The 22454-nt window shown below is 50.1% G+C and carries 17 protein-coding genes and 1 pseudogene; 9 read left to right on the top strand and 9 right to left on the bottom strand.

The annotated features are described in order from the left end of the window. Positions 1 to 97: 97 nt before the first annotated feature. Complete coding sequence (locus LX69_RS05740; RefSeq protein WP_111444938.1) at positions 98 to 487, bottom strand: SRPBCC domain-containing protein; 390 nt, start codon at positions 485 to 487, stop codon at positions 98 to 100. A 214-nt stretch (positions 488 to 701) separates the two neighbouring features. Between LX69_RS05740 and LX69_RS18340 the strand changes: the two are divergent. Continuing rightward, positions 702 to 797 (top strand): annotated as a pseudogene (locus tag LX69_RS18340) (acyltransferase); the annotation flags it as partial. Between the two features lie 483 nt (positions 798 to 1280). Then, positions 1281 to 2570 carry a T9SS type A sorting domain-containing protein gene (locus tag LX69_RS05730; protein WP_111444872.1) on the top strand — a complete coding sequence of 430 codons (1290 nt, stop codon included), beginning with the start codon at positions 1281 to 1283 and terminating at the stop codon, positions 2568 to 2570. A 101-nt stretch (positions 2571 to 2671) separates the two neighbouring features. Here the strand turns inward: LX69_RS05730 and LX69_RS05725 are convergent, their stop codons facing one another. Continuing rightward, positions 2672 to 5542 (bottom strand): TonB-dependent receptor, encoded by a 2871-nt coding sequence (locus tag LX69_RS05725; protein WP_111444871.1) that lies wholly within the window; start codon positions 5540 to 5542, stop codon positions 2672 to 2674. A gap of 216 nt (positions 5543 to 5758) precedes the next feature. Between LX69_RS05725 and dcm the strand changes: the two genes are divergently transcribed. Next, entirely contained in the window at positions 5759 to 7003 is a 1245-nt protein-coding gene (dcm, locus tag LX69_RS05720; RefSeq protein WP_111444870.1) for a DNA (cytosine-5-)-methyltransferase, read from the top strand. On the opposite strand, the gene LX69_RS05715 is transcribed toward dcm, so the two are convergent. From LX69_RS05715 to LX69_RS05700, 4 genes are all read right to left on the bottom strand, one after another. After that, positions 6989 to 7705, bottom strand: a complete 717-nt coding sequence (locus tag LX69_RS05715) for a PmeII family type II restriction endonuclease (RefSeq protein WP_111444869.1) — start codon at positions 7703 to 7705, stop codon at positions 6989 to 6991. The genes dcm and LX69_RS05715 overlap by 15 nt on opposite strands. Before the next feature lie 102 nt (positions 7706 to 7807). Continuing rightward, on the bottom strand, positions 7808 to 9817 hold the full coding sequence (locus tag LX69_RS05710; RefSeq protein WP_111444868.1) for a DUF2264 domain-containing protein: 2010 nt from the start codon (positions 9815 to 9817) through the stop codon (positions 7808 to 7810). 217 nt (positions 9818 to 10034) lie between these two features. Then, the gene (locus tag LX69_RS05705) at positions 10035 to 12191 is read right to left on the bottom strand and encodes a hypothetical protein (protein ID WP_146260649.1); all 2157 of its coding nucleotides are present in this window, start codon (positions 12189 to 12191) and stop codon (positions 10035 to 10037) included. A 12-nt stretch (positions 12192 to 12203) separates the two neighbouring features. Continuing rightward, positions 12204 to 14270, bottom strand: coding sequence for an OmpA family protein (locus tag LX69_RS05700; protein ID WP_111444866.1), 2067 nt, complete (start codon positions 14268 to 14270; stop codon positions 12204 to 12206). Between the two features lie 147 nt (positions 14271 to 14417). Between LX69_RS05700 and LX69_RS05695 the strand changes: the two genes are divergently transcribed. From LX69_RS05695 to hemE, 6 genes are all read left to right on the top strand, one after another. After that, the gene (locus tag LX69_RS05695) at positions 14418 to 15179 is read left to right on the top strand and encodes an SGNH/GDSL hydrolase family protein (protein ID WP_221621286.1); all 762 of its coding nucleotides are present in this window, start codon (positions 14418 to 14420) and stop codon (positions 15177 to 15179) included. 316 nt (positions 15180 to 15495) lie between these two features. Next, on the top strand, positions 15496 to 16767 hold the full coding sequence (gene hemA / locus LX69_RS05685) for a glutamyl-tRNA reductase (protein WP_170124253.1): 1272 nt from the start codon (positions 15496 to 15498) through the stop codon (positions 16765 to 16767). Between the two features lie 81 nt (positions 16768 to 16848). After that, a complete protein-coding gene (hemC, locus tag LX69_RS05680) occupies positions 16849 to 17769 on the top strand; it encodes a hydroxymethylbilane synthase (RefSeq protein ID WP_111444863.1) in 921 nt (306 codons plus the stop codon). A gap of 164 nt (positions 17770 to 17933) precedes the next feature. Continuing rightward, on the top strand, positions 17934 to 18692 hold the full coding sequence (locus LX69_RS05675) for a uroporphyrinogen-III synthase (protein WP_111444862.1): 759 nt from the start codon (positions 17934 to 17936) through the stop codon (positions 18690 to 18692). Positions 18693 to 18783: 91 nt separating this feature from the next. Beyond that, positions 18784 to 19770 (top strand): porphobilinogen synthase, encoded by a 987-nt coding sequence (gene hemB / locus LX69_RS05670; protein ID WP_111444861.1) that lies wholly within the window; start codon positions 18784 to 18786, stop codon positions 19768 to 19770. A 125-nt stretch (positions 19771 to 19895) separates the two neighbouring features. Next, positions 19896 to 20933, top strand: a complete 1038-nt coding sequence (gene hemE, locus LX69_RS05665) for a uroporphyrinogen decarboxylase (protein WP_111444860.1) — start codon at positions 19896 to 19898, stop codon at positions 20931 to 20933. Positions 20934 to 21155: 222 nt separating this feature from the next. Here hemE and LX69_RS05660 read toward each other — a convergent pair whose 3' ends face one another. From LX69_RS05660 to LX69_RS05650, 3 genes are read right to left on the bottom strand one after another with little or no spacing between them, the layout of a single operon-like run. Then, the gene (locus tag LX69_RS05660; RefSeq protein WP_111444859.1) at positions 21156 to 21704 is read right to left on the bottom strand and encodes a hypothetical protein; all 549 of its coding nucleotides are present in this window, start codon (positions 21702 to 21704) and stop codon (positions 21156 to 21158) included. Continuing rightward, positions 21701 to 22027: a hypothetical protein gene (locus LX69_RS05655; protein WP_111444858.1), complete on the bottom strand. Its 327-nt coding sequence runs from the start codon at positions 22025 to 22027 to the stop codon at positions 21701 to 21703. Before LX69_RS05655 ends, LX69_RS05660 begins: the two co-directional genes overlap by 4 nt. Then, complete coding sequence (locus LX69_RS05650) at positions 22024 to 22422, bottom strand: hypothetical protein (protein WP_111444857.1); 399 nt, start codon at positions 22420 to 22422, stop codon at positions 22024 to 22026. Before LX69_RS05650 ends, LX69_RS05655 begins: the two co-directional genes overlap by 4 nt. Positions 22423 to 22454: the final 32 nt, after the last annotated feature.

Below are 22454 nucleotides of genomic sequence, written 5' to 3'. Positions count from 1 at the left end.
CTTTCATATTTAAACGCAATCTATTCATCAAACCAACTCAGCGCCTTCGCGCCTCAGCGTTTATTTTGCCTCAGCGTTTATTTTCGTTTGTGGATGTCTACTCAATCTCCAGAAACTCTTTGATGGCGCCCAGGTAAAACTCCTTCCAGCCCTGGGTGATGTCGTCGAAATCGTCGGCGGGAATGTTGGTGTGCACCAGTTCCACCTGTGTTTGGGGGCCGTCGGCAAACAGCTTGATGGTGGCCACCGAGGCTTCTTCCTGATCGCCAAAGTACCATTGTTGCACCACTTTTTGGTTGGGAATGGTTTCGAGGATTTTGCCTTCGATGTCGCCCTCCCACATCGAAAACTCAAAGCCGGGTTCTTCGCTCATTTGGGCGGGGTAGCCCGACCACAACTCGATGGTGAAAGGGTTGGTGAGAGCCGCGTACACGTCTTGCGGTTCGGCTTTTATTTTAATGCGGGTTTTGAAGTCTTTGAGTGCCATGGGCGATTCTGTTTTTTTATGGATTGGGGCAAAGATAATGATTTGTTCGGGCCATGGAGATTGGCGTAGCCAATGATTTAAAATCCTCATGTCTTGCGTCTTGATTCTCATGTCTTAATGCTTTTTTACACATGAAAACCTTAAAAGTCGGATTGGTAAAACAAGTCCCATCCGGGAGCCATCGACCCGGTTTTATGGGGCATTGGCTGTCGAATTGAAAATAGTGTTGGTGACATCCCTCTTTGAACGACGGGCACCGGGGCTTTATCACAACACGGCCGTGGTGTTTGAAACTGATGGGACAATCGCATTTAGTGTTGATTATCTGTGTCGGCTCAAACCGCGGCCGTTTGAGCCCAATCATTTTTACTTGAGGCTAAACCGCGGCCGTTTGATCTCAATCGTTTTTACTTGGGGCTAAACCGCGGCCGTTTGATCTCAATCGTTTTTACTTGAGTCTAAACCGCGGCCGTTTGAGCTCAATCATTTTTACTTGAGTCTAAACCGCGGCCGTTTGAGCTCAATCATTTTTACTTGAGCCTAAACAGCGGCTGTTTGACCTGAATCTGTCTTGTTGAAACATGTCTTGTATCTTGAGACTCACATCTGATGCTTTTGTAAGGCTGCTATATAACTCTTTTGAGTGATGTGATTTGTTATTTAAACGCAAGGCGTAACAAAATAACTCAGCGCCTTTGCGAGTCTCAGCGTTTATTTGATTTGTTTTGTATTCGATAAAAACCATTAAAACATTATTTGTCTGAAAAAATTACTATTCTTTCTTTTGGCAGGCATGGTGGCTTCGGTTGCCATGGCTGCAACTGTTACGGTGACCGAGACGACCGATAACGTGTCAACTCCCACGGCTGGAATGTTGAGATATTGCATTAAGAATGCAGCTTCCGGTGATGTTATCAAATTTGCGGTCGATAGAGTGGATCTTGCCGGTGAGATTTCTTTATCAGACAAAAGTATTACCATTGATGGGAGCGACAGGGGTAATGTGATTATTGACGGAGGTGCTTTGGGACGAATTTTTAATGTTACGCAATACAAACGTTCAACCAACAATTATTTCAAGAACCTTATTCTGCAGAATGGTAAAGCGTCAAAAGATGGAGGCATTGGTATTGGTTGGGGAGGGGCAGTTTATTTGTATATTGGTTCATTTGGCGGAGTTGCCGAATTCGATCAGTGTATTTTTCGAGATAATATTGCCTACTCGAACAGTGACGGGCAAGGTGGAGCCGTGCGTTGTGATGGTGGATTGTTTAAGAACTGTCAGTTTTTAAACAACAATGTTACCGGTTCTGCTTATGCCAACTCGGGAGGGGGCGTGTTAGCACTTGGCGGGACATTTATTAATTGTTTGTTTTCGGGTAACAGTGCCAAGCATGGAGGAGGTGCCGACATCGAAGGCGAGGCCAATTTCTTTAATTGTACTTTCACACAAAATCAATGTACAGAGGAAAATGATGGTGGTGGGATTTTGTGTGCATCTTCTTCTTTGATCGTTAATTGTATTGTATTCGGTAACACTGCCAAAGGAGCTGTCAATAATGTGAAGAGTATAGATTATAATGGTATCGGTACATTTAAAAACTGTGCATTCGAAACAGGTCATGCACTGGTTGGTAGCAATGGAAATATTGGTTTGTCGGCTTCGCCATTTGCTGGTGTGGGTAAATATCCATTGGCTCTGGTACAGGGAACTGCGTGTATTAATGCGGGTACTTCGACGAATATTACCGTGTTATCCTCGGATATGGCCGGTAATGCCCGAGTGGTCGGAGGGGTTATTGATATGGGGGCTTACGAATTTGGTACTTCAACCCGAATTGGCAGCAATACTGTTAGTCAAAACATGATTTATCCAAATCCTACATCAGGACTTATTTATTTTAGCGACGACTTGGGCAATGATGCCACGGTGCAAATTATTGACGTTTCGGGCAAAACAGTCGTGGGTAAACGTCTTATTGACGGCTTAACCCCCATCGACTTGTCGGGTCATAAAGGCATTTACATCGCTGTGATTGTTGATGGTGGTCAAACATCATCGACGAAAATTGTGATCCAATAAATCGTCAATGCGATAAGTTTGCCGTGAAGGTCAAATTAACAAACAACAAAACCGCCGGAGCTGAATGGCTTCCGGCGGTTTTTGTTTGTTGATGAGGCGTTTCACATGCCCGGCGGCGGCCCCATGGGGCCCATGCCCCCTCTGCCTCCGGGAGGCATCCCCTCGGGACGGAAGCGTCCGCCATCGCGTCCGGGGTTTTCGGGCATCTCGCCTCGCTTAAAGTTGCGAAGCGTGTAGGTAAAGGTGGCCATCACGTAGCGGTTGAGGGTGGTGCTTTGCTGGTCGGTGATTTGGTTGCCGGTGATGGTGCGCGAAATGGAGGTGTTGTTGTTAAACAAGTCGTAGGCCGTCACCCGCAGTTCGCCGGCGTTGTTTTTAAACATCTTTTTGCCAATGCCCAGGTTCACCACGGTGATTTTTTGGTTGAAGCTCGACGAGAGACCGCGGTAAAGGGTGTTGGCCACATCGTTCTGGAGGGTGAAGTTTTTCCAAAACATCCAGTTGAAACGAAACGATGAGGTTTGTGAGTAGTACTCGTTGTTGGTTTGGCTGCTCACGGTGTTGTGCACCACGTTGTAGGTGGCGTTTGACGAGAGGGTGAAGTCGATTTTATCGCTGATGTTGCTGCTCACCACGCCGCCCAGGCTAAACGCGTTGGTGGTGGCTGTGTTGGCGTTGCCGTTTACAAAGCCCGGCGTGCGCCCGTAGTTGTAGCCGCCCGACAGGTTGATGTTGCATTTGATGGCATTGTTGGGGCGGCCATAGTTGGCCATCGACCGCAGGGTGTAGCCGGTACCCTTGTTTACGGGGGTGACAATTTGAATGGTGTCGAGGTAAATGGTGGCGTTGCCAATGCTGTTTTGCAGGATGGAGCCGCCAAAGAGCACAAAAAAGTTCGATCGTGTTTCCTTGTTCACGTGCATCAGCCGCGAGGTGATGTTGTGTCGGTACTGGGGCTCCAGGTCGGGATTTCCCTTGGTGACGCGGGTGAGGTTCGAGGAGTATTCCGACACGTTTTGCAACTGCGTGATGCTGGGGGGCGCCGTGGAGGTGTTGTAATTGATGGTGATGCGCTGCATGTCGGTCAGTCGGATGTTGGCGTAGGCGTTGGGCAGCAGGTTGGTGAACTGCTTGTCGGTTTGTGCCGCTTGCGGATAGGTTTGGTCGCCACTCAGGTTGGCGTTTTGCAGCTCCACGCCGGCCGAAAGGTTCACTTTTTTGGTTTTAAACCGATAGGTAAGCCCGGCTTTGTTGGTGATGAAACGGTTTTTGTATTTGTTGGAGAGGGAGTCAATTTGCAGGTATTGATGCGTTGGGTCGTCCAAATCGTTGGTTTGGCGGAATGCCTCGTTGTGGGTGGTGCTGTTGCCCAAGTTGAGCTGCAACATGCTCTTCTCGCCCAAGGGTTCGGAATAGGCCAGGTTGGTGGTCAGGGTGAGGCCGTCGTTGGTGGTGATGGTGCGGCGGTCGGTGAGGCGGGTGAGGCCGGTGGTGAGGTAGGTGATGTCGCTCAGCGAACTGCTCAGTGGCTCGCGTCGGCTGAGCGAGGTGTTGACGTCGGCCGACAGGGTGCGCCCCTTTTTAGTGAACTTGTGCCGATAGGTGATGCGGTTGTTGAGGTTGTAGCCCGAGGTTTCGGCATCGCTGCGATAGGTCGAGCGGTTGCGGAGTTCATCGATGCCGCCAATGCGGAAGCCTTGGGTTTCGGCGTTGCCCGACAGTGAGGTGTTGTCCTGAAAGTTGAGCGAGGGAACAATGATGAGGGTGTTCATCGAGTCGATGTCCCACTCGGCGCGCACGTTGATGCGGTGGTTGTGATTATCCACCTCCGAGCTGTTTTGGTTCTCTTCGATGCGGCTCGAGTCGGGGTTGAGGATGAACTCGGTACTGGAGGTTTGGGCATTTTCGGTGTTGGTGATGTTGTAGAAGTAGCTGCCCGAGAGTTTCAGCTTGTTTTCGAATTCGTTGCTGTAATTGAGTCCCATGGAGTGTATGGTGGTGATGCCGCTTTGCGATCCGCCCCCGCCGCCGCCGCGTCCGCCACGGCTGCCAAAGTTGCTGGTGCCGCCCATGGCGCCCAGGAAATCTTGGGTGCCAAAGTTTTGTCGGTTGATGTTGTTGCTCATCAGCACGGCCGAGAGGCGTTGATTGCCGTTAAACTGGTTGAGGTTGGCTGCGCCGATGTAACGGTCGTCGGTGCCATAGCCGGCCATCATGTTGCCAAAGCGGCCGTTGCGCCGGTCGGGGCGGGTAACAATGTTCATGGTTTTGGAGGTCTGCCCGTCGTTAAAGCCGGTGAGTTGCGACTGTTCGCTTTGCTGATCGAATATTTGCACGCGTTCAATGATTTCGGCCGGCAGGTTTTTGAGGGCTACTGAGGGGTCGTCGCCAAAAAAGGGTTTGCCATCGACCAATACCTTCTTCACATCTTCGCCCTGGGCTTTCACGGTGCCGTTCTCCACGGTCACGCCGGGCATCTTCTTCACCAGATCTTCGACGTTGGCGTCGGGGTTCATTTTGTAGGCATTGGCGTTGTATTCAGTGGTGTCGCCGCGCAGGGTGGCCGCCGGGGTGGTGCCGGTGACGGTCACATCGCCCAGCTTCTCGCTTTGGGCTTCCATGGCAATGGGAGGGAGCTGTTGCTGGCGGCCGGTGGCGCGCACGCTCTGTGACGCCTTTTGGTAACCCAAAAACGATACCGCCAGACGGTACGAGGCATCGCGCACGCCTTTGAGGACGAACTGCCCCTCGGTGTCGGTGGTGGTAAAACGTTTGTCGAGCGAGTCGCGCTCGTTGGTGGCAATGATGTTGGCGCCGGGCAGGGGCTGGCGCGTTTGGCTGTCGATGACTTGCCCGGTGAGTTGCCCTTGTTGGGCAAAGGTGTTAGCGGCCATGAACAGCAATAGTGCAAGTAGTACGTAGGGTTTCATGCAGTGGGTGGGATATGTGTTGTCGGTTTTGATATAGCCCATTAGACCCTCTTTTGATGAAAATCCTTCGCAGGGGGGGGAGTTTTTAAACCCTCAAGGTTTCAAAAACCTTGAGGGTTTGGGATGTCGGCTGTTTTCGTAACTTAAAATCAGTCGATTAATAAGAGATTGCTAGAGTGCAGAATTAAAAATGGGTGAAGCCCTTTTTTTAAACTTTCGTCATTGTATATTTGTAACCAATGTATAAGGTTGCACGATATGGTTACACAAGAATATTTGACATTAGCAGAAGCGTCTGAGCTAATCGGAAAAAGCAAAGAAACGTTAAGACGCTGGGATCGGGATGGAAAACTCACCGCCGTGAGGGAGCCGATGAGTAATTATCGGGTTTATAAAAAGGAACAGGTTCTAAGTTTGTTTGATGATTTTTTTGCATCCAAAGAAATCCCTGAAGTGTCAAATGCTGTGGTTGCTGATCGTGAGTATCGTGTGTTGGAGCTATTTGCAGGAGCGGGCGGATTGGCCGTGGGCTTAGAGAAAGCGGGGTTAAAATGCATCGCCTTAAATGAAATCGACAAATGGGCCTGTGCAACACTTCGTCAAAACCGTCCCCACTGGAATGTTTTAGAGGGTGATATCAAAAACTTCGATTTTTCAGAATACCGGGATCAGGTTGATGTGGTCACCGGAGGATTTCCTTGTCAGGCCTTTAGTTATGCCGGGAAAAAGCTGGGGCTGAATGATGCCCGTGGGACGTTATTCTATGAATTTGCGAGAGTTGTCAAAGAGGTCAATCCCATTCTTTGTATTGGTGAAAATGTCAGGGGGCTTCTGAGTCATGAAAATGGCAGAACACTCCAGGGCATGATCTCAATATTGGATGAAATAGGGTATCGGGTGGTTCCCATTCAGGTTCTAAAAGCCATCAATTATAAGGTTCCACAAAAACGAGAGCGTTTGATTTTGGTCGGCATTCGAAAAGATATTTCCACAATCTATGAATATCCCCAGCCTTCAAGCAAGATCTATAATTTGAGTGATGCTCTTAAAAAGGGTGAACTTTTTGATGATGATGTGCCTCCATCAGAGGGTGCAAAATATCCCAAGCGTAAGAGGGAGATTTTAGAGTTAGTTCCTCAAAAGGGATATTGGAGAGATTTGCCCATCGATTTGCAGAAGGAATTTATGGGGCAAAGTTTTTATTTGGGAGGCGGAAAAACCGGCATGGCCAGACGAATCGGGTGGGATGAACCCTGTCTGACACTCACTTGCAGTCCGGCTCAAAAGCAAACTGAGCGCTGTCATCCTGAGGAGACTCGCCCTTTTACTGTTCGTGAATATGCCCGAATCCAAACCTTCCCGGATGATTGGCAATTTTCAGGGTCTGTGGCGCAGCAGTATAAGCAAATAGGTAATGCTGTGCCTGTTAATCTGGGACGGGAAGTCGGTTATTCGATTGTTAAGTTTTTAAATGATCACTATGGCGAATTAAAAATGAAATAAGGGTGATGTTCTTATTTCATTTGCCAGTTGCTCACATCCTTTGTTCAACAAATCCTTTGTGTCAAGCGCAAGAATTGTGTCGTGAAGTGCTGAAACCAATTGGTTGTAGAAGTCAGTATGGCCGGTAACACGATGCCAAAAGTCTGTGCCCACAATGACGGGATGTTGAGCATCAATTCTTTTGTAGTGCATGCTTAATTCCGACTTATCGCCATATAAAACCCCAACAATAAAATCGGTATTGTTGATGCCGGCAAGCGCTTTGTTGGTTCGAGCTAAGTTGATGGTATCGGTGAATTTCTTAATCAAAGGAGTTACATCTTCGGAGTTAATGGTATTGGGTCCGGATTTTAACTGACACCATTTTTGACGGTTGTCGGTTTTGTCAATGAATTCGATGTCCATCCCTTTAATCATGGAGCCTTTAGCGATTCCCAATTCCACAAACATATCCTGAATGCGTGTGCCGAAAGATGTGTTGATCGACGTTCCCAGTACTCTCGGGTAATACAGAGCTTTCGCGATCCCTTCCGGTGTGTAATTTCCTTCAATGACCACCGACAGATACTTCGCAACGATCGGGTTGATGTTATAACTCTTTAGTTTGGAGTGAACTGTCAATGCCGTTTGAATATGCTGTTCAAAAATCTTTACTCGAAAATATTCAACAATACTGTCGATTAATGCTTGTTTAGTTTTCATGAATGGCTTTGCTTTTCTCTAAAATTGAAATTTGATTGGATTGCAATGGTGGGATTTTTTAACCCCTCAAGGTTTTTAAAGCCTTGAGGGGTTTGGGGGATATTAGTAAGCCACCTTCACCACCTGTTTATTTTTCAGGGTGATGACGACCAGTTTTGTGTTCGCATCGTGTTGAATGTGGCGCACGGGCATCAACTCATCCTTGGAAAACGATTGGTTGGCATCTTTCCAAAGCATGAGGGTGACGTAAGTTTTGGGCAATGCGGCATCGGCGTTGCAACGGTCGGTGACCATCTGCACAGTGCTGTGGTTGCTTTGCGGGTGCAGGCCGGTGGCGTCGGCCGTGAGTGCGTCGCTCCATCCGCTCACGAGCACCAGTGCCAGTTGGTATTGCCCATTGTTGATGATGCTTACCGAAGTGCCTTTAATTTTTCGGGTCTCGCGGGTAATGGGTTTGTCGAGTTTGGGCAAAGCGTAGTGCCCCAGGCGAAACTCTGCGGGAACAGTACCCGTGTATTGATCCACGCGCAAAATGCCATTGGGCAAGGGCACATCGGCCAGGTTAAAGGAGACTTTCTCGTTGGTTTCGAGCACAGCCCGGCGGGTGTAAACGCCGTTGTTGAAACCGGTGAAGGTAAACAGGCGCAGGGCTTCCCACTGTCCGGCATCGTTTTTTACACGGTAGTTCATGGCCACTTCGCCATTGGCGCCGTCGGCCTGCCAGGGAAAGGCACTGTTGTATGCCAGACGGTTGTAGTTCTCGGTCGAGCGGAATTTCTGCCAGTCTTTGGCTACCCGTTCGTGACACCACGCCCGCACTTCCGAAGCGCCCAAATTGGGGTAGTTGGTGATAAGAATGTTGCTGGCTTGCTGAAAGTGGTTGTACACGTTGCCGGGCTTGAGTTCATCGTCCCAGGCGCCATTGTTTTCGGTAGATGTCCAAAAGGGGCTGTCGGCCGGAACCAACAATCCTAAAAAGGCCTTGCCACCCCAGTACACGCTTCCTCGGCAACTGTACATCTGCACGGCGGGCTCAAAGGGACCGTAAAATCCCAGCGTGGGCACCCCTTCTTGCATAAAATCGGGGTGCTGTAAAAACTGCAACAGGGTTCCCGTGGCGATGCGACGCATCCAGCCGTAGTTGATTTCGGGTCGGTTCTCGAATCCCATGAGCGGGAAGGGCACGATGGCGCCAAAGCGATAACTGATGCTGCGCCCCCACATGATCATGCGTCCCTGACGGTCGAACAGGTAGGGGTAGTTGCCCTGCAAGTCGTTGAAGTTGGCCACTAAGCGTTCGGCATATTGGGGGTAGTGTTGCTTGCCGAACAAATGCGCCCAGGTCATGCCATACATTTGGTAGGCCCACATGCTGTAGTAGTCGTAAGCCGGGTTGTCGTTGTACCAGCCCTGACCACGGTAGTCGGCCAGCGACTTGTCGAGGTATTCGGTGAGCAGTGTTTCGTTGATGGCATAGCCCTGGCTCTTAAAGAAGCTCATGATAAAGATGTTGAAGAACTTCCAGTTGGAAGGCACGGTGGGGCCATCGCCATAACTGAGCATCACGCGGGCGAGCGCCTCTTTTTGGTCGGCGGCCAGGGGATGCCACAGCACTTCGGGGGCGCTCATGAGCGAGATGGCCAGGGCGCCAAACTCCACCAGGTTTTGGTTGGGGCCGCCCGAGGGGGCGCGCGGGGTGATGAACGATTGGCTGGCCGTGTCGATGAGTAGCCCTATTTGGTGGCGGTAGTAATCGGCCACGCGAATGCCGTTGAGCGTCAAGTCGGGATTCTCTTTGAGTAACGGCACGGCCACGAAGAGGGTGCGGCACAGTCCCTCGAGTTTCTCGGTGGGCACCTGGTTGTCGCGATGGGGGTATGTGATGGCGTGCTGCTTGGGGAACTTCATGGCATCATCCATGGTGTGGATGTACGAAAAGGCTCCCTCGAGCACGTAATGGGCGGCATCCATCCAGTGCTGCCGTGTCATCCCCGACAAGGGACTCCGTTGGTAGTCGGGCTCACGAATTTCGAAGGTGTTGCTGTGAGTTTGTGCCGCAAGTGTGGCGGTAAGCCAAAGGATGGCTGAGAAGGTGAGGAATTTTTTTTTCATAAATGGTGTGGAATTGAGACGTCACGTGTAATGAATTCAGAATTTTAGATCAATGTTGTTTCGTGATGAGAAGAAGCGCTTTAATACGAAGGGAAAGATGGTGAGTTGACGCAGTTTTTCAGACGAGGTCGTGTGGTTTCATAACTCTTTTCTGTCTGATGTCTAATTGTCTTCTTGTCTTGCGCTTGAATAACATTAACCAAACGACATTGAATCTTTAGTCAAAGTTTTTAAATACCACCTCACCATCGGGTTTCATCACCAGGTAGGCGGGGATGCGTTGCGATGGGGTTCCCCGATAGCCCAGGAGGCTGATTTCACTGCCCGAGATGGGGAATACCCGTTCAAATACCAATGGTGATGAACTGGTGAGGGGTGTTGCCTTGATTACTTTACCGGACGGGTCGATGGTGACTGCCAGCAGTCCCAATGAGGTGGATGCGGCCGTGGTGAGTTGTTGCTTGCTGAAGTTGATAAATGCCACGTACATCGAGTCGGGCTTGATCACGCTCACCACTTTTCCGGTGACCGGAAGTGGCGTCTGCCAAAGGGTGTTGCCCATCGAGTCGGCCTGGCAAAGGGTGATGGTTTCGGTGGCATCGTTAAAGGCCATCAGGCTGAGTTTGTTGATGTCGTCGTAGGTGATGAATTCCGGCGTGGCGGTGACGGGAAGGTTTTGACGGTAGATTTCTTTGCCGGCGTTGGAGAGACGCACCAACTGGTTGGTGCGTTGGGTCCCGTTGCTCCCGGTAATCAAGGCCATGCACCCTTCGTCGAAGGCAGTGAGCGCAGGGCAACGGTTGTCGGCCACGTTTTTCATTTCGTATTCTTTCAACCATTCCACCTTTCCGGTGATGCCCACGCGCGCCACAAAGGCAGTGCGTTTGCCCCCGCCGTTGCTTTGCCCCGAAAGGTAGCGCACCTGTCCCTGATGGATGGCTGCTTGCGAGGTTTCATGGCTGCCTGCTTTGTTGGTGCCACCGATGGTCATGGCCAGTGTTCCGGCTTTTGAGCCTGTGGCAGGGGTGAGGGAGCGGGTGGTTTCTTCGCTCAGCAGATAACGGTTCAATTGCAGCAACGCCTGGTCGAAGGTTTGCGATAGTTGCGCCGTTTGTTCAATGCAATATTGTTTAACTCCCGCTTCGCCATTCAATTCCGAATTGAAAAAGTCATTAAACCGTCGAATGCGTTCGGGGGTGATGTTTTGTTGCAGGTCGTTGAGGCGTTGCCGGGTCTTTCCTGTTTGCATCGCCAAACGGTAGGTGTAACGCATCTTGCGGTTATATACGGCTAGAGTGCTGTCGGTAATCTGATTGAGGGGCGATTTGGCCAGCAGGAGCATTTCCTGCAAGGCATTTTCATAACGAAAGAGTTCGCGCACCAGCGAGTTCTGGTCGTACTTGCCCAACCTGAAAAAGAACAGGTCGTCGGCGCGGCTCAGTCGGGTCGATTCGTCAATGGTGTCGCGTGGCGCAATTTGGCGCCGGTTGGCATCGAACATGCGATGCAGCGCCACTATTTCGTCGCGCAGCGGTTCAATGTCTGTTTGGTACACTTCGCGAAACCGGGTCGTCCAGTCGGTGTAATTCCACAGGGTGAACTGGTTGGATAGGAAATCGCTGGCGGTAAGGCCATCCAGCCTGAACGTTTCGATGGGGCGAAGGGTGTATTGCTGTTTGTAGTTGCCAATGGGAAATTTGGCAATCAGCTGTTGATAGGCTGTAAACAAGGTCGTGGACTGGTTGAATTCCTTGTCCATCTCATCTAAGCTTTGTAGAAGCGCGGGGGTGGTTTGTAGCAGCGCTTCGTTGAGATTTTCGTAACGGCTGCACAGGTTGGTGAAGATGGCCAGCGCCCGGTTGTAATGCTCTTTGGATTGTTCCAGTGTGTTGAACACCATTTTGAGAGAATCCTGAAAGTGATTGCAAAACGTGGCATGTTTGTTCACGTAGGTCAGCACATCGGGGTTGTTGAGCCGTTTTTCCGACGGGGTGATGCCAAAGCGTGCATAATATTCCTCTGTTTTACGTACTTCGTTATCGTTCAAATAAATGGGAAATACCTGATAATACACCTTGGCGTTGCCCATCCAATGGTTGATGCGGTCGTATTGGCGCAGCGGGTCAAGGCTGACGGCAATTCTTTCACAGGCATCGGCCAGATGAATGTATGTGTTGGCAAACTGGTTGTCCTGTTTTTGCAACTGAAAAAAACGATAATAACGCTGCTTGGGCGAGGCATTGGCCATCGATTGCAGGGTTTCGTCGTATTTGGTGATTTGTGCCGATGTTGTTCCCATCCAACCATGGGCGATCATCAGGCTGATAATGGCGATGGCGGAGCACGTGTGCATCTTTAAAAATCGAATATTCATAGATAATGTCGATTAATGGTTAAGGCCAATGATTTTAAATTCGACGCGACGGTTTTGGGCGCGGTTGGCATCGCTGGTGTTGGGCACCAACGGAACCGACAGTCCGTAACCTTTGGCAATGAGTCGGTCGGGGGCAATGCCGTTGTCGGTGAGGTAGCTCACCACCGATTGCGCGCGGCGGTCGCTCAGCAGTATGTTAAAGGCCGCGTTGCCCACGTTGTCGGTGTGAGCCGCAATTTCGATTTTCATGCCGGGGTTGTCGCGCAGGAGTTGTATCACCCGGTCGAGTTCCGGAAACGACTCGGCCGCGAGCACCGATGAGTTGGTGCCAAAGAGGATGTTGTTGAGGCGAATGGCCGCTTCTTCCCTCAGTGAAATGAGTTCGGCGGTGAGGTTAAAGATGTTTTCGCGACTCAAATCGACCACGCGGTTAAAGAACGAGTAGCCTTGCACGCCCTGCACCGTAAATTCGTATCGGTCGTTGTGTCGAAGATGCAGTTGAATGCGGCCATCGATGACCTCGGCTGCCGGAATACGAAACGATTCTTCGCGGCTCAGATTCTGTATTTTTAGGTCGGCCGGCACGGGTTGACGTGTTTGTGCATCGCAAATAAACACTTCAAAGGGATGTTTGAGCGGCACCAGGGGCATGTTGCGTTTGAATTCTTCAAACACCACATCGCCCGTAAGGTTGAAGCGAAATGAGTTGCTTTCGAATCCCGGACATTGCGCCGCCACCACGTATTCGCGTCCCAATGGCAGCGTAAAGGCGTAACGCCCCTCCTGGCGAGTCTGCGGGGCAATGGTTTGCGATGGTAGTGCCGCATCGGCAATCGTCACATCGGCTTTCAGTGGCCGGAATATCTCGTTGTCGAAGACCGATAATTCCAACTCTATTTGTTTGAACAGTTCAATGTGGCGGGGGGCGGTGTTGGCTGATGTGTCGCGCAGGTCGATCGTGAATGAGGCGAACGAAAAGCCGGGCTGACGAACCTCTACCAGATAGTTGCGCCCGCTGAGTAGCGGCAGTTCAAACGTGCCTGTGCTCGCGTTGCTGTGGTAGGTTCCCAGCGCTTCCAGTGTGGTGGGGTTGAACACGCTGAGGGTGGCTTCCTGAGGTGTGTGCCCTGGCAATGCTGTGATGTTTCCTTTGATGGGTCGGATGGGCGAGGGGAGAGCGGCCGTGGGCAGAGCCACTTTCATGAGGGTGTTGATGGCCTCTTTTTTCTTGATGACCTGTCGGATGAAATAGAGCTGCTTACCGGCCGTTTGGGGGGCAAAGTCGGTCTCTTTTGAGGTGGTTTCGGTCACCACGGTGGGCAGATACCACACATCTTCCATAATTTCTTTGGTAAACCAGATGTCGAAGCCGGTTTTGTCGTTGTCGGGGTCGATGGCTGCAAATAAGAGCGTTTGCCCGTCAATTGCCAGGGAGGGGCTTTGGGCACAACCGCGGTTAATCATGTCGAGGAGCTGCGTGGGGGTGCTCCATTGGTTTTTTGTGTCGCGCACGGCCACCATTAGGGTTTGGCAGTCGGGGGTGTCGTTGGGTTTTTTGAAGGTGCTGCTCGCGACGCCTCTGGCGAAAAAGAGGCGATTGAGCCCCGCACTCATGCAACCGTACTGCTCATCGGCTGCTGTGTTGACGGGGGCGCCCAGGTTAATGGGGGATCCCCAATGGCCATTTTGTTTTTCGCACAGGTACAGGTCGGTGCCGCCTTTGCTGTCGGGCAATGCAGCGTGAAAAAGCAGACGTTCGCCGTTGTAACTCAGTTTGAGTCCCCCAACGGTGGGGCTGCCACCGGTCGCCTGGTTGAGTGTTTCGATGGGGGTGGGGGTGCTCCATCCGTTGGGTGTTTGGCGCGTTTCGACGAATTTGTGGTTGCCGCCTTCGCGGATGATGAGCAGCAGCGTCTGTTCGTCTTCGCTAATGGCGAACGATTGCAGGCCCGGCCATGAGCCAACGGTTTGGGGCAGGATTTCCTGAGCCCGGCTCAAGGCCATACTGCACACCAGCATCACTGTGGCCAGCCAATGGTGACGCCTTTTGTGAATCAGAGTAAAAAGTGGTTGTTGCATTTGGTTTGGATAACAATGTTGTATGAATGATTTTCAAAAGTAATGGTATTTGTTAAGTTGGGTGGGGAAGTGGAGCTTTTTTTTGATGTGGATGCTGTTTGTTGATTTATGACTATTTTCGGGACACCAAAATTCCAATTATACCCCATGCAAACAGCTATGAATTCCATCTTTCCCTTTTGGAAGCGCATGATTGCTCTGTTGTTAAGTGCTTTATTGATGATGCCTGTATCGGCACAATCGCGTTCATCAAAAAAACAGACCAAGCAGTCATCTTCATCGCCGCTCACCGTATTGTTCATCGGCGACAGCATCACCGACGGCAACCGCACGCGCGATAATGACTGGAATCATGTGATGGGTCACGGCTACGCGCAAATGCTGGCCGCCCGACTATGGTTTGAGCAGCCCGGGCGCTTTGCCATGTTTTATAACCGTGGCATCAGCGGCAACACCATTGCCGACCTGGCCGCGCGGTGGCAAACCGACTGCATCGACCTGAAGCCCGATGTGGTGAGCATTCTGGTGGGCATCAACGATGTGCATGGCATTGCCAATGGTTATCTTTCACAATCCATCGATGAGTTTGAGGCCACCTACCGGGCGGTTCTCGACAGCACCCGGGCGGCGCTGCCACAGGCATGCATCGTCATGTGTGAGCCCTTTTTATTGCCCGGCAGCCGTGTGGATGCCAATCCCGAGGTGTGGCAGCGTGAAACGAAATCGCGCCGCATGGTGGTGCGTGCGTTGGCCAATGAATATGGCGCTGTGTTTGTGCCTTTGCAACACCCTTTTGATGAGGCATTGAAGAAGGCGCCTGTGGCCAATTGGATTTGGGATGGCATTCATCCCATGCCGGCAGGGCACGAACTCATTGCCCGGGAGTGGCTCAAGGCCATGGGGTGGTGAATTTGTCTTTTTTTACACTCTCTTTGTCTAATATGTTGTCTCTATTCCTTTTTTGTTAGATTAGTGTCTGTTTTATTATCTTCAATCGTCAATGTTAAAACTCTGTTTTTTGAGAGGATTAAACATTTTGTCACTCCCATGGTTATATAATTGAAACTCCCAAATCTAATCTTTAAGCATGAAACTATAAACCCCAATCCCTCTTCTGAATGAGGAATTTTATCCTTATTTAAAACTAAAATACGTGCCAATTCCATTCTGAATGGCTATTTTTGCAGTTCAATTCACACAGCGGTTGCGCCATAGATTATCCGTAATGATAGGTTTAATAGGGATTAGTCATCATACAGCATTGGTCGAGATAAGGGAGCAATTCTTTATCAATCCCGACACCGCACCCCATTTGTATCAGTACATCAACAGCCGTTGCCCGCTCGATGGGATTTTTGTGTTGAGCACCTGCAACCGCACCGAGCTTTATGTCGAAAAAGCCATGGCCGAGGGGACGGATGAGCGTATTTTGCTGACCGTTCGTGATTTGTTTCTTCAATATTATCAGGCATCTCATTTGGCTTCTCATCTTTATTTGAAAGAAGATGGTGAGGTCATTCGGCACCTTTTTATGGTTGCCACGGGGCTCGATTCCATGATTTTGGGTGAATATCAAATTGCTTCACAAATTAAGCTGGCCTTTGCTCAGATGCATAACGACGGCATCATGGGGCCGGTGCTTTCTCGTTTGATTCAAAAGGCCTTCGAAACCAGCAAGAAAGTGCGTACCCAAACCGTCATCAACCGCGGCTTTGTGTCGGTGAGTTCGGCTGCCGTGGCCTTGGTTGGTCAAAAGCTGGGGTGTTTTAAAAGCGCCAGGGCTCTGACCGTAGGGGCCGGAGAAACCGGTACTGTGGTGGCTTTGAACCTGAAAAAGAAAAAATGCAAGCAGCTTTATATCTCCAATCGCACCCTTGCCAAGGCCGAGACTCTGGCGATGCGAACAGGAGCTGCGGCCGTTGATTTCAATCGGTTGAATGAATATTTAGCACAGGTGGATGTGGCCATTTACACCACCGGATCACGCGAGCCGTTGCTCACGGCTGCCTTGCTGGAGCCCATCCTGCAGCAACGCCAGGGTCGTCCGTTGTTACTCATCGATTTGTGCGTGCCACGTAACATACAGCCCGATGTGGTCAAGTTGCCCGGGGTTACCCTGGTCGACCTCGACCATTTGGAAAATGAGGTGCGTACCAATTTCGATCGTCGGAAAGGTGAACTGGAAGTGGCCGGTTACATCATTGAGCAACAGGCGCTCGATTTTGAAGATTGGCTCGGTTTTCGGGCATTGAGCGGAACCATCACGTCGCTTTCGGGGGCTTTGAAGCGTGTGCATCATCATCTGGCATCCAATTATACCCATCCGGGCAATGAGATTCTTGCCACTGAGGCTGTGAAAGATTATGGCGATTACCTGAGCGGTAAATTTACCCGTCTGTTTATTAAGCAAATGCGCGACATTACCCGCGACGGTCGCGACATCGAAAAAGTGAAGCTGCTTGAGGAGATGTTTCGCGATTTTGAAAAGCAGGTTTGATCACCTGCGTTGCCCGTTTGGTGCAGTGCAATCTGTCGTTTTTTTTATATCTTCTTGTTTACACCCGTTATTATCAAGGTTATGTCATCTTCAATCATATACATCGGCACCAGAGGCAGCAAATTGGCGTTGTGGCAAGCCAATCATGTTAAGGCATTGCTTGAAACGACTCATCCGCAGCTGTGTTTCGAATTAAAAATCATCAGCACCAAAGGCGACCGGGTGCTGGATGTGGCTTTGTCGAAAATCGGCGATAAAGGCTTGTTTACCCGTGAGCTTGAGGATCAATTGTTTGATGGTCATATTCACATGGCCGTGCACAGTCTCAAGGATTTGCCCACGGTGATGCCACAAGGTACCCGGGTGGGCGCCATCCTCTCGCGGGGCGAGTATCGCGATGCTTTGGTGTCGCGTGTGGGGTTGTCATTGGAGCAGATGACCGAGGAGCACACCATTGCCACATCCAGTTTGCGACGACGGGCACAAATCAAAGCCATCAACCCCAAGGTGCAGGTGGTGGACATTCGCGGCAATGTGGACACTCGTTTGCGTAAGATGCACGATGGCTATTGCCATGCCATGATGATGGCCGGTGCCGGGCTCATCCGTCTGGGGTACGACCATGAAATTCATATGCTCATGGAACCTGTCAGCTTTGTGCCGGCTCCGGGACAGGGGGCTGTGGCTATCGAGTTATTGGATGGTGCTTTTGATGTGATGCAATTGATTGCCCCCTTGCACTGTTCCGCTACCGCGTCGATGGTTATGGCTGAACGTGCGTTCCTTAATGAATTACAGGGAGGTTGCCACGTACCGATTGGAAGTCATGCAGTGATGAATCATGACCTCATCACGCTATATGGTATGGTTGCAGCAATTGATGGTTCGGTCGTGTTGAGAGACCTGGTGACAGGCTCCGTTGAAGAGGCTGAATTGCTTGGGCGAGATTTGGCGCAACGAATAAAACAACAAGGTGGTGATGATCTTCTAAATATTGAGTAGTTTTACTTGCTTGGTGCCGCACTGTATTGCATCCCTCCGAAAGAGGAAAATACATGAGCTGTGTTATTTGTAACCTTTTGCTGTGCAGATCTTTGACTCTCACACACGAGGATGATTGTTGATGAGTTAATGTTATCCGTTGAGAAAAATAAAAACATAATCGTATGAAAATTCAGCCATTCAAAACAGTTATTTTAACCCATCCCAGTGATAGTGGTTCTATTTTAAAGGAGGGTTTATTTAAACTGGGTTTGAATGTGATTGAAGATCCCATGATTGATACCATCCCCATGCAGCTCTCGTCTGCTGATTTTAAGCTGATTGATGATGCTGAAGTGTTGATTCTGACCAGTAAACGAGGGGCTGCCGAACTCATTGGACAGTGTGGAGCCGATCGCCTGCAAGGTCGTTTCATTATTTGTATTGGTACTAAAACAGCTCAGGAATTATTAAATGCCGGCGTCCGTGCCAATTGGTTGCCACAGGGGCAAACTGCCAATCAAATGTGTGATGAATTGTTGCGCAATAAATTGGTGCATGGCAAAAAGGTGACTGCCGTTGTGGGACAGTTGGCTGAGCCGACGCTTCACCAGGCCTTGCATCAGATTTGTGAGTTTTCGCGTGTGGACATTTATCAAACCATTGATGTTAAATCATCCAATCCCTTCACAATTCAGGCTTTGGAGCAAACAAATCCTCCGCTGGTGTGTTTTACCAGTGCATCGGCCGTGAGGAGTTTTGCTCAAAATTATGAGGGATTGTTTTCTGCATCATTGCCTTCTGTCAGCATTGGGCCGGTCACGACTGTTGCTTTAAATCAATTGGGTTTTAAACCGTTGGTGACAACCAATCCCTCAACCTACGAAGAGTTATTGAAGCAAATCACGGTCTTGTCATCGAAGAAGATGCTAAATGTGAGGTAGGTTGATTCGAGACGCTTTTTTTTGAATCAAACGTTAAATTTCCTCTTTAGCTCTCTCTTTGGGGGCTTTAGATGTTCTTTTAAATATTCGTATGTCATATCCACAAACCCGTTTGCGCCGTTTGCGCTACAATCCTATTTTGCGAGGCATGGTGACCGAGACGCATCTGCGTGTCGATGACCTTGTTTACCCCTTGTTTGTGTGCCCGGGTACGGGCGTAAAGAATCCCATTCGTTCAATGCCGGGCAATTATCAGATGTCGGTGGACGTGTTGGTTGAAGAGTGCCGACGTGCGGTGGCTAAAGGAGTGAAGAGCATTCTGCTGTTTGGAATTCCCGAGCACAAAGATGAGCATGGGCATGTGGCCTGCGAGCACAATGGCATTGTGCAGCGCGCCATTCGTGCCATCAAGGCCGAAATCAGCGACATCTATCTCATTGCCGACGTTTGCAACTGTGAATATACTTCGCACGGTCATTGCGGAACCATTGTGGATGGCGATGTGCACAACGACCTCACCATCGAGACCCTGGCTGCGCAGTCGGTGTCGCTGGCCCAGGCCGGTGCCGACATGATTGCCCCCAGCGACATGATGGACGGCAGGGTGGGACGCATCAGGCAGGCACTTGATGATGCCGGGTTTGAGAAAATCCCGGTGATGTCGTATGCCGCCAAGTACGCTTCTGGTTTTTATGGCCCTTTTCGCGATGCTGCCGAGAGTGCGCCCAAGTTTGGCGACCGCAGCACGTACCAAATGAACCCGGCCAACAGCAACGAAGCCATTCGCGAGGTGGCTGAGGACATTGCCGAAGGGGCTGACATTGTGATGGTGAAGCCGGCGTTGAGTTATCTTGATATCATCTATCGGGTGAAAAACGAATTCAAAATGCCGGTGGCTGCCTACAACGTGAGCGGTGAATTTTCGATGGTGAAAGCCGCAGGGGCTAATGACTGGATTGACGAGCGACGCGTGATGATGGAAATTCTGCTCTCCATCAAGCGTGCCGGTGCCGACATTATCATCACTTATCATGCGCTGGATGCGGCTGATGTGATAAATGGTCAGGTTATCAAGTAGAGAAAAGACACAAGTATCAAGATGTAAGTATCAAGACTTAAGAAAGAAATAATTAATTATCGTTGATTGGTGTCCTTTTTTTGTCTTGCGTCTTTCATCTTGATACTCCATACAATCATATTTATATGACATCATTCCAAAATCCCTTTATCGCCACGCTCAACGGCCAGTCGGCTATGCGGCCGCCCGTGTGGTTCATGCGGCAGGCCGGTCGGGTGTTGCCCAACTACTTAAAGCTTAAGGCCAATCATACGTTTGCCGGGTTGTTGGAAGATGCCGACCTGGCTGCCCGCGTTACGCTGTTGCCCATTGATGATTTGGGTGTGGATGCTGCCATTTTGTTTTCTGACATTTTGGTGGTACCTCAGGCCTTGGGCATGCAACTCGATTTTACCGATCACGGCCCTGTGTTTGGGACGCCGTTGCATCGGGCGGCAAATCCGCTGGCCGGGCTCAAGGCCGATGCTTCAAAGCTTGAGCATGTGTATCGTGCCATCGACCGCATTGTGGCCACGCGCAACCCTAACACGCCGCTCATTGGGTTTTGCGGTGCGCCGCTCACGGTGTTTTGCTTTATGTTTCGCGACAATGTGCGGGACATTACGTTTAAGCATGCCATCGAATTTTTGTACAAAGAGCGACATCAGGCTGAAATCATCCTCGATGCCCTCACTGATATGTCCATTGAGTATGCCCTCAATCAGGTGAAGCATGGCGTCGATGCGTTTCAATTGTTCGAGACGTACGGCGGGCTCATTCCTCAGGATTTATACGTGGATCTGATTTTGCCGCGTGCCGCGCGAATTTTGCAGGCTGTGCGTGGGGCAGGGGTGAAGACCATTTATTTGCCCAAGGATTTGGGTTATGGCATTACTGCCATTACGCCCGAAATGACTGACTTTGTGAGCATCGACTGGCACATGCCGCTTGCCACAGCTCGTCAGTTGGTACACCCGGCTATTGGACTGCAGGGCAACCTCGATCCTCGACTGCTTTATGCTTCGCAACCGGTCATCGAAAAGGAACTTGAAAAATATCTGGCCTTTGGCCGAATTCATCACGATTGGATTTTTAATCTGGGTCACGGCTTGTTGCCCGACATCCCGTTTGAGAATGTCAAATTTGTGGTCGATTGGGTGAAGCAGGCTTCATGGAATCGGTAAAAAAGATAAAAACAACAAACCCCGAAGGTTTTTTATAACATTCGGGGTTTGTTGTTTTTTTGAGCCAATAGGGGGACTCGAACCCCCGGCCTGCTGTTTACGAAACAGTCGCTTTTGGTTTGTATTGTATTATGATACAATCTATTGTGTTGTTTGTTTAAGATCTCGTGCAACTATCGTAAAACGATGTCGATTTTTTATCTCTTGTCATTACTCACAAATTCACGACCCTAACTTACGAAAAAAACTCAAACCCGTTCTCAACCAATTAGGAGGTTTCAACTTAATCCATGCAATCATCCCGAAAACGCCACCGACAATTAACCACACCCACCACCGAATCAATGGCGATGATTTGACCGCTTTTGATGATTCATATCGGTTCGTGTTTGCGGCTTTGGAATTTTCAGTTGATGACGATTTTTCGGCTGATGTTGATTGGTTGTCGAATTCTTCGTGAGATGAGGATGCCGCATTTCGCGTGGTCGTTCGCGTGGTTGTTTCGGTTGGGACAGGAACCGGATTCCCCTCTGCATCGCGTTCGGTTCGGAACTTCGTCGTTGTCTCATTGATGGTTTCAGAGCCAGATGCATGCTGTGTGATGCTGCCAGTGTTGACGTCCGTCGTTGAGCGTTCGGTCTCGCTCGACGACGAATGATCTGTTTCTGTGCTGGATGCTCCGCTCATCTCCTTTTTGCTCCTGCACCCGCAAAGGCACAGCAGCATAAGGGCGACGATGAGCAAGAGGGTTAAGGAGAGGAGTTGTTTCATACCGTCAATTTTTCGATCAAATCAAACATCGAGATATGGATGCGCTCCTCCTTGTCGAGCTTGTCGATTTGTTTGCGGATCACTTCGAGCTCTACGGGGGTGAGTGATACAGTAAGAGGTTTTTCCTCTTCCGTGTTCCATCGCACTTTATCTCCTTCGGAGCGGATGGCCAGGCGGCCGGCTTCCTCGCTTCCAATTTCTACTTTTTTCATGCAATTTTTGGCATGCAGTAAGTCGGTGAAATTTCCTTGTTCGGGTAACAATTGTAGGAATTGAATGCGTTCTAACACGCTCAATTCGATGGTGGTGTTTTTTTTGCTCATAACAATTCGATTAATTTGGTTTTCAGTGTTTTTCTGTTGGTTCCCTCGATGGTGCGGATTTCGGGGTTAAAACTGTCGTTCAGGGTCAGCGAGTCAAGGATGGCCGCCGCTTGTATGTCGGTGTTATTCCACGTGGAGGTCAACACCGACACGTGGGATGCGATCATCTGCTCTCGCTCACTCCCCGTGATGATTTTGCCTTGCTCGTTGTGCAACCCCAGTGCGCGCACATGATAACCCAACGAATCTTGTACGTCGGCGGGCGTGTATTCACTCAGGCGGGCCAGCAATTTACTAATCACCTCTGCCTTGTTGTCCCCCTGTATCGTCGGGGTACCGTCTGATTCCTTCGCTTCTAAAGCACGGAAGAGATTGTTGATGCTTGTTTGATTCATATTATGATTGTCTTTTTTTTAAGGGGTGGAAT

This window comes from Breznakibacter xylanolyticus (assembly GCF_003254275.1).
GTDB lineage: Bacteria > Bacteroidota > Bacteroidia > Bacteroidales > Marinilabiliaceae > Breznakibacter > Breznakibacter xylanolyticus.
The sequence above is the reverse complement of the archived record's forward strand: the minus strand, read 5'-3'. Positions and strand labels throughout refer to the sequence as shown.

Excerpts from the sequence above, each read along its gene's own strand:
- hemE (WP_111444860.1), top strand. The coding sequence starts at position 19,896 with ATGACATCATTCCAAAATCCCTTTATCGCCACGCTCAACGGCCAGTCG.
- LX69_RS05660 (WP_111444859.1), bottom strand. The coding sequence starts at position 21,704 with ATGAAACAACTCCTCTCCTTAACCCTCTTGCTCATCGTCGCCCTTATG.
- hemB (WP_111444861.1), top strand. The coding sequence starts at position 18,784 with ATGTCATATCCACAAACCCGTTTGCGCCGTTTGCGCTACAATCCTATT.
- LX69_RS05705 (WP_146260649.1), bottom strand. The coding sequence starts at position 12,191 with ATGAATATTCGATTTTTAAAGATGCACACGTGCTCCGCCATCGCCATT.
- hemC (WP_111444863.1), top strand. The coding sequence starts at position 16,849 with ATGTCATCTTCAATCATATACATCGGCACCAGAGGCAGCAAATTGGCG.
- dcm (WP_111444870.1), top strand. The coding sequence starts at position 5,759 with ATGGTTACACAAGAATATTTGACATTAGCAGAAGCGTCTGAGCTAATC.
- LX69_RS05715 (WP_111444869.1), bottom strand. The coding sequence starts at position 7,705 with ATGAAAACTAAACAAGCATTAATCGACAGTATTGTTGAATATTTTCGA.
- LX69_RS05650 (WP_111444857.1), bottom strand. The coding sequence starts at position 22,422 with ATGAATCAAACAAGCATCAACAATCTCTTCCGTGCTTTAGAAGCGAAG.
- hemA (WP_170124253.1), top strand. The coding sequence starts at position 15,496 with ATGATAGGTTTAATAGGGATTAGTCATCATACAGCATTGGTCGAGATA.
- LX69_RS05710 (WP_111444868.1), bottom strand. The coding sequence starts at position 9,817 with ATGAAAAAAAAATTCCTCACCTTCTCAGCCATCCTTTGGCTTACCGCC.
- LX69_RS05740 (WP_111444938.1), bottom strand. The coding sequence starts at position 487 with ATGGCACTCAAAGACTTCAAAACCCGCATTAAAATAAAAGCCGAACCG.
- LX69_RS05725 (WP_111444871.1), bottom strand. The coding sequence starts at position 5,542 with ATGGGCTATATCAAAACCGACAACACATATCCCACCCACTGCATGAAA.
- LX69_RS05695 (WP_221621286.1), top strand. The coding sequence starts at position 14,418 with ATGCAAACAGCTATGAATTCCATCTTTCCCTTTTGGAAGCGCATGATT.
- LX69_RS05730 (WP_111444872.1), top strand. The coding sequence starts at position 1,281 with ATGGTGGCTTCGGTTGCCATGGCTGCAACTGTTACGGTGACCGAGACG.
- LX69_RS05675 (WP_111444862.1), top strand. The coding sequence starts at position 17,934 with ATGAAAATTCAGCCATTCAAAACAGTTATTTTAACCCATCCCAGTGAT.
- LX69_RS05655 (WP_111444858.1), bottom strand. The coding sequence starts at position 22,027 with ATGAGCAAAAAAAACACCACCATCGAATTGAGCGTGTTAGAACGCATT.
- LX69_RS05700 (WP_111444866.1), bottom strand. The coding sequence starts at position 14,270 with ATGCAACAACCACTTTTTACTCTGATTCACAAAAGGCGTCACCATTGG.